The sequence below is a fragment of the Mycobacterium sp. genome, assembly GCF_040509115.1.
GTDB lineage: Bacteria > Actinomycetota > Actinomycetes > Mycobacteriales > Mycobacteriaceae > Mycobacterium.
Window position 1 is genome coordinate 1 of sequence record NZ_JBEVLO010000545.1, and the last position, 5,567, is coordinate 5,567.

6 protein-coding genes are annotated in these 5,567 nt (G+C 68.4%); 3 read left to right on the forward strand and 3 right to left on the reverse strand.

Going from position 1 to position 5,567, the window contains the following annotated elements; genetic code table 11:
• The coding region (locus tag ABW137_RS36460; protein WP_526407946.1) for an alpha/beta fold hydrolase at positions 1-751 on the forward strand (751 nt) is incomplete at its 5' end.
• Here the strand turns inward: ABW137_RS36460 and ABW137_RS36465 are convergent.
• On the reverse strand, positions 738-1,541 hold the full coding sequence (locus ABW137_RS36465; RefSeq protein ID WP_526407948.1) for an SDR family NAD(P)-dependent oxidoreductase: 804 nt from the start codon (positions 1,539-1,541) through the stop codon (positions 738-740). The genes ABW137_RS36460 and ABW137_RS36465 overlap by 14 nt on opposite strands.
• A 22-nt stretch (positions 1,542-1,563) precedes the next feature.
• Between ABW137_RS36465 and ABW137_RS36470 the strand changes: the two genes are divergently transcribed.
• The gene (locus ABW137_RS36470; RefSeq protein ID WP_526407949.1) at positions 1,564-2,844 is read left to right on the forward strand and encodes a DUF1298 domain-containing protein; all 1,281 of its coding nucleotides are present in this window, start codon (positions 1,564-1,566) and stop codon (positions 2,842-2,844) included.
• Here ABW137_RS36470 and ABW137_RS36475 read toward each other — a convergent pair.
• Complete coding sequence (locus ABW137_RS36475; protein ID WP_526407951.1) at positions 2,841-3,437, reverse strand: TetR/AcrR family transcriptional regulator; 597 nt, start codon at positions 3,435-3,437, stop codon at positions 2,841-2,843. The genes ABW137_RS36470 and ABW137_RS36475 overlap by 4 nt on opposite strands.
• 100 nt (positions 3,438-3,537) lie before the next feature.
• On the opposite strand from ABW137_RS36475, the gene ABW137_RS36480 reads away from it, so the two are divergent.
• Positions 3,538-5,283 (forward strand): DUF3556 domain-containing protein, encoded by a 1,746-nt coding sequence (locus ABW137_RS36480; protein ID WP_526407953.1) that lies wholly within the window; start codon positions 3,538-3,540, stop codon positions 5,281-5,283.
• Here the strand turns inward: ABW137_RS36480 and ABW137_RS36485 are convergent.
• On the reverse strand, positions 5,273-5,567 hold a 295-nt coding region (locus ABW137_RS36485), incomplete at its 5' end, for an FCD domain-containing protein (RefSeq protein WP_526407955.1). The genes ABW137_RS36480 and ABW137_RS36485 overlap by 11 nt on opposite strands.

The window sequence follows — 5,567 nt, forward strand, 5'->3', positions numbered from 1 at the left end:
CGCGGGGTGGCGGGTCGTCGCACCGTTCCTGCGGGGGTACGCGCCGTCGTCACTCTCCACGGACGGTAGTTACCACGTCGGCGCCCAGATGGACGACGCGCTGAGGGTGCTCGACGCCGCCGGGCCCACCGGCCGGGACATTCTCGTCGGGCACGACTGGGGTGCCATCGCAGGCGCCGGTCTCGCGGCGATGGCCGATGGCCCGTTCAGCAAGGCCGTCATCATGTCCGTGCCGCCGTCGGCGGCATTCCGCCCCCTGGGGGAAGTCGACCACGTTGGGCAGTTGGCCGCCAGGCTGCCCATGCAGATAGCGCGTAGTTGGTATATCGCGTACTTCCAATTGCCCTGGCTCCCAGAGCGTTCCGCGTCCTGGCTGGTGCCGCGGCTGTGGCGGCGGTGGTCACCGGGTTACGACGCTTCCGACGAGGTCGCGCTCGTTCTCGACGCGATCGGACGACGGCAGAACTGGCGCGCCGCGCTCGGCTACTACCGCGCGCTGGTGAGGAACAGCAAGCCGCCGACCCGCTACGCGGAGCTGCACCGACACTGGCTCTCGCCGCTCACCCTGCCGACGCTGTACCTGCACGGCGCCGACGACGGTTGCTTCGCAGCGGATTACACCCGATGGGTAGAACCGGCGTTGCCGGCAGGTAGCCGCGCGGAGATCGTCGAGGGTGCCGGGCACTTCATGCAGTTGGACCGGCCCGACGACGTGGCTCGCCGAATCCTGGCCTTCGTCAGTCCTTCTTGAGAGCGGGATGGCTGCGGGCCAGGATCGGCAGGAGCAGCCGTCGCGGCAATGCCTTGTACGCGGCGGCGCCCACCTTGTTGAACGCGCCGGGAATGATCACGGCCCTGCCTGCCGCCAGTCCATCCACCGCCGCCCGCGCGACCTCGTCGGCGCTGACCCACATGGCCTTCGGGAGGGCCGCCTCCGCGTCGGCGTCGGAGATGCCCGCCGTCTCGCCGAACTCGGTCTTGACCGGCCCCGGGCACAGGGTCGAGGCCACCACCCCCGTTCCTGCCAGCTCCTGCCCGAGCGCCTGCGTGTAGGACAACACGAAGGCCTTGGCCGCCCCGTAGGCCGCCTGGCCAGGTAGCGGCCCGAACGCCCCAACCGATGCGACGTTGAGCACCGCTCCACGGCCACGCGCCACCATGCCTGGCAGGAACCGGCTGCACAGATCGACGACGGCGGCGACGTCGACCTCGACGAGATTGAGCTCGGCACCCGGATCGGACGCTGCGACGGGCCCCGACGTGCTCAAGCCCGCGTTGTTGACCAGGGCATCGACGACCAAGCCCAGCTCGGCCACCCGGTCGGGTAGTGCCGCCCTGGCCTCGGCGCTGGACAGGTCGGCGGCCAGCACGTCGGCGGCCGAACCCAACGCGGCGGCCAGTGCCTGCAGCTTCTCGGCGCGCCTGGCCACCAGCACCACGTGCCGACCGCGACGGTGAAACTCGCGCGCGATCTCCTCGCCGATACCTGACGAGGCTCCGGTGACGAGCACGGTCCCGTTGCTACTCGCGGCTGGAAGCACGCCCGCAGCCTAACCTTGGCCCGTGGCCACCCGACGGCTTACGCCAACCGATGCGCAGAGTTTCTGGCTGTCGGCGAAGATCCCGAACGACACGTTCCTGCTGTTCGGCTTCGCAGGCGTCCCCGACGACGTCGAACGGGCGATCCGGGAGATGATCGGGCGGGCCGACGCGTGCGATGACCTGACCCTGCGCATCGCCGAGGGCCGATCGTGGAACTACCCGGCGTGGGTGCACGCGAAGGTGAACCGCGCGCAGTTCGTGGTGCACCACCTCCACGACGCGACGTGGGCCCGCTGTCTGGACGCGGTGAGCGACCTCATCGCCGACCAGGTGGATCCCCGCGTGGCGGCGTGGCGGCTGCACCTGTTCGTCGGGATCGTCGGCGTGCCAGGATCCGACGGCCCCGGCACGGTGGCCGTCTTGCAGATCTCGCACGCCCTCGGTGGCGGTGGCCGGACCTCGGCACCCGCTGCCGTGATGTTCGGCAGGCTCGGTCGCGGCGCACCACCCATCAGTTCGCGTCCATCCGGCCCGGTTGCACTGCTGCGGAACGGCTTTCGCGCCTCCCGTGCCCATCGCCGGTTGGTTGCCGATGAGGCGTCGGGGGCGGTGCCGCCGCAGGCCGCTCCCCGTCCGCCACTTCGGACCAACGCCCCGCCGACCGGGCCGCGCGGACTTCGTACGGTGATTCGCAGGCGCGCCGATCTCGGCGGGGGAACCGTCACCGTGGCGATCCTCGTAGCGGTCTCGCAGGCGCTCGCCGAGCATCTCGCCGCACTTGGCGACGACCCGTCCACACTCGGCGCCGAAGTGCCGATGGCGAAACCGCCGCCACGATTCGCGTACAACCACTTCGGCAATGTCAGCGTCGGGCTGTACCCGGACCTGGCCGCCGAGGCGCGTGCAGCAGCCATCGCCGAAGACTTCGCGTCCCGCCGGTTGCGCGCCAGCCACGACGCCATGGGTACGGCGAGCGCGGCGTTCGCCACCGTTCCGGCACCGTTGTTGCGTTGGGGCGTCGCCAAATTCGACGCCGACGTGCGCCCACTGGCAGTGTCGGGCAATACGGTGGTCTCCAGCGTGAACTGTGGCCCGGCGGACTTCGCGCTCGGCGGCGCCCCGGTGACCGTGGCGGCGGCCTTCGCGGGGCTGTCACCGGCGATGGGGCTCACGCACGTCGTGGTCGGGGTCGGCGACGTCGTCACGATCGGTGTGCACGCCGCGGAGTCGGCCGTCGGCGGCCCAGGGGGCTTGGACGCCTACGTCGCCCGGCTGGAGGCGGCGCTGGGGCCGCGGTCCTAACCGCGCAACGCGGCGATGCCGACGTCTAGCGCGGCCTCCAGATAGCTGATGTCACCGGTGCTCAGCAGCACCGACACTCCGCCCTGGACGCCAGCCAAGAGTGCGGCGGCGGCGCGCGATGGGTCGACGTTCGCTGCGATCTTGCTCTGCCGTTGCATCGCGCGGACGCCGGTCTCGATCTCGAGTCGCCACCGCTCGATCAACGTCGAGGTCACGGCCTGAGCGCCCGGAGTGCGGCCGATCTCCGACATCACCGTCGACAACGGGCAGTGCTGCCCCTGACTGCGGTAGCGCTCGACGACGACGTCGCGCCACCGCTGCCACGCCGCCCACGACGTGAGCCGACTGAGCTCGGGCTGCTGGTCGCTGAGCACGAGGGCCGCTTCACGCTCGGCGACGGCCAGCAGCAGTTGCTCCTTGCCGTCGGGGAAGTAGTGGAAGAGTTGACTTTTCGATGTTCCCGTGGCTGCGAGCACGTCGTCGAGCGTGGTGGCGACCGCGCCGTTCACCCGGATCTCGGCAGCGGCTCCTTCGATGATCCGCTGCCGGGTGGCTTGGCCCTTCGGCGTCAGCTTCTGGACGCGAGCCGTCATCTCCACCTTCCCTTCACTGGACCCACGGGTCCAAACTCTACGTGGCGGTAAAAGGTCCAACCCGTTCCGCATATCTAGAACAGGTTCTAATCTGGCCCCCATGGGTTTTCTGAAGCAGGAAGTGCCCGTCATCGACTTCGATGAATGGAGCAAGGGCACCCGCGCCGAGAAGATCGCTCCAATGGCCAGGCACTGGGCCGAGGTGGGCTTCGGAACGCCCGTCGCGCTGCACTTGTTCTACGTCGTCAAGATCGTGCTGTACGTCCTCGGCGGGTGGCTGATCGCGGGGAGCACGACCGGGCTGGGGGGATTGACCGAGTTCACCCATTGGTATGCGGAGCCGATCGTCTTCGAGAAGGTCGTGCTCTACACGATGCTGTTCGAGGTCGTCGGTCTCGGCTGTGGCTTCGGCCCGCTCAACAACCGCTTCTTTCCGCCGATGGGCTCCATCCTCTACTGGCTGCGCCCCGGCACGATCCGGCTCCCACCGTGGCCGAAGCGGGTACCGCTGACCAGCGGCAGCGCGCGGACACCGTTCGACGCCGCGCTCTATGGTGCGCTGCTGGTGGTGCTCGCCGTCGCGTTGTTCTCCGACGGCACCGGGCCGGTGCCCGCCCTTGGCACGACGGTCGGGGTCCTTCCGGCCTGGCAGATCTGGGCGGTGCTCGGTCTGCTGGCCGTCCTGGGCCTGCGAGACAAGGTGATCTTCCTCGCGGCCCGCGGTGAGGTGTACGCCTCGTTCACGGTCGCGTTTCTGTTCGTCGGCTACGGCGTCGACGTCGTCATCGCCGCGAAGATCGTCTGCTTGATCATCTGGATGGGTGCGGCGACCTCCAAGCTGAACAAGCACTTTCCGTTCGTCATCTCGACGATGATGAGCAACAACCCGGTGTTCCGGCCGAAGTTCCTCAAACGCATGTTCTTCGAGCACTTCCCCGACGACTTGCGGCCGGGACGGGTGTCGCGCGTCGTCGCCCACGTCAGCACCGCGATCGAGATGCTGGTGCCGTTGGCGCTGTTCTTCAGTCACGGCGGCTGGCCGACGACGATCGCCGCAATCCTGATGATCTGCTTCCACTTCGGCATCCTGAGCTCCATCCCGATGGGCGTGCCGCTGGAGTGGAACGTGTTCATGATCTTCTGTGTGCTGTCGCTGTTCGTCGGCCACGCCGAGATCGGCGTGACGGACCTCTCGAGCCCGTGGCCGATCATCCTGTTCGCGGTCGTCGCAGGCACCGTGGTGGTGGGAAACCTGTTCCCGCACAAGGTTTCCTTCCTCCCAGGCATGAGGTACTACGCAGGCAACTGGGACACCTCGCTGTGGTGCCTCACCCCGGCGGCCGAGGCCAAGATCGCCGACGGCATCGTCGCGATCGCGAGCATGCCCGCCGCGCAGCTGGAGAGGTTCTACGGCAGCAAGGAGGCCGCCCAGATCCCGATGTACATGGGATATGCGTTCCGCGCCTTCAACACTCACGGCCGGGCGATGTTCACCCTCGCCCACCGCGCCATGGCCGGTCGCAACGAGGACGACTACACCCTGACCGACGGCGAGCGGATCGTCAGCACTGCGATCGGCTGGAACTTCGGCGATGGCCACATGAGCAACGAGCAGTTGGTCGAGGCACTGCAGCAGCGCTGCCACTTCGCGCCAGGCGAGGTGCGCATCGTCATGCTCGACGCGCAGCCGATTCACAAGCAGCAACAGGAGTATCGCCTCGTCGACGCCGCGACGGGGGAGTTCGAGCGGGGCGTCGTCCGGGTGTCGGACATGGTGACACGCCAGCCGTGGGACGACACCGTTCCGGTGCGGGTGACGTGGTCGGCGGCCGACGCTACTGCATGACGTCGCGAACCTTGACGGTCTCCATGCCCTTGAGTAGAAGGTCGCGTGACGTGTCGAGGTGCTTGCGCCAGTGCGCCTCAGCGCCGGGACCATCGCCGGCGCGCAACAGAGCCATGAGGCGCCGGTAGGAACGCATCAACTTCTCGTAGTCAGCCTTCGATACGGGCCGGTGCTCCTTGATGGCGAACGCCGTGTGCCGCACGGTGATCTCGTGCAGCATGCCGGCGATGATCGTCAGCGTGGCATTGCCGGACAGCTCCACCATGCGGCGGTGGAATTCACCC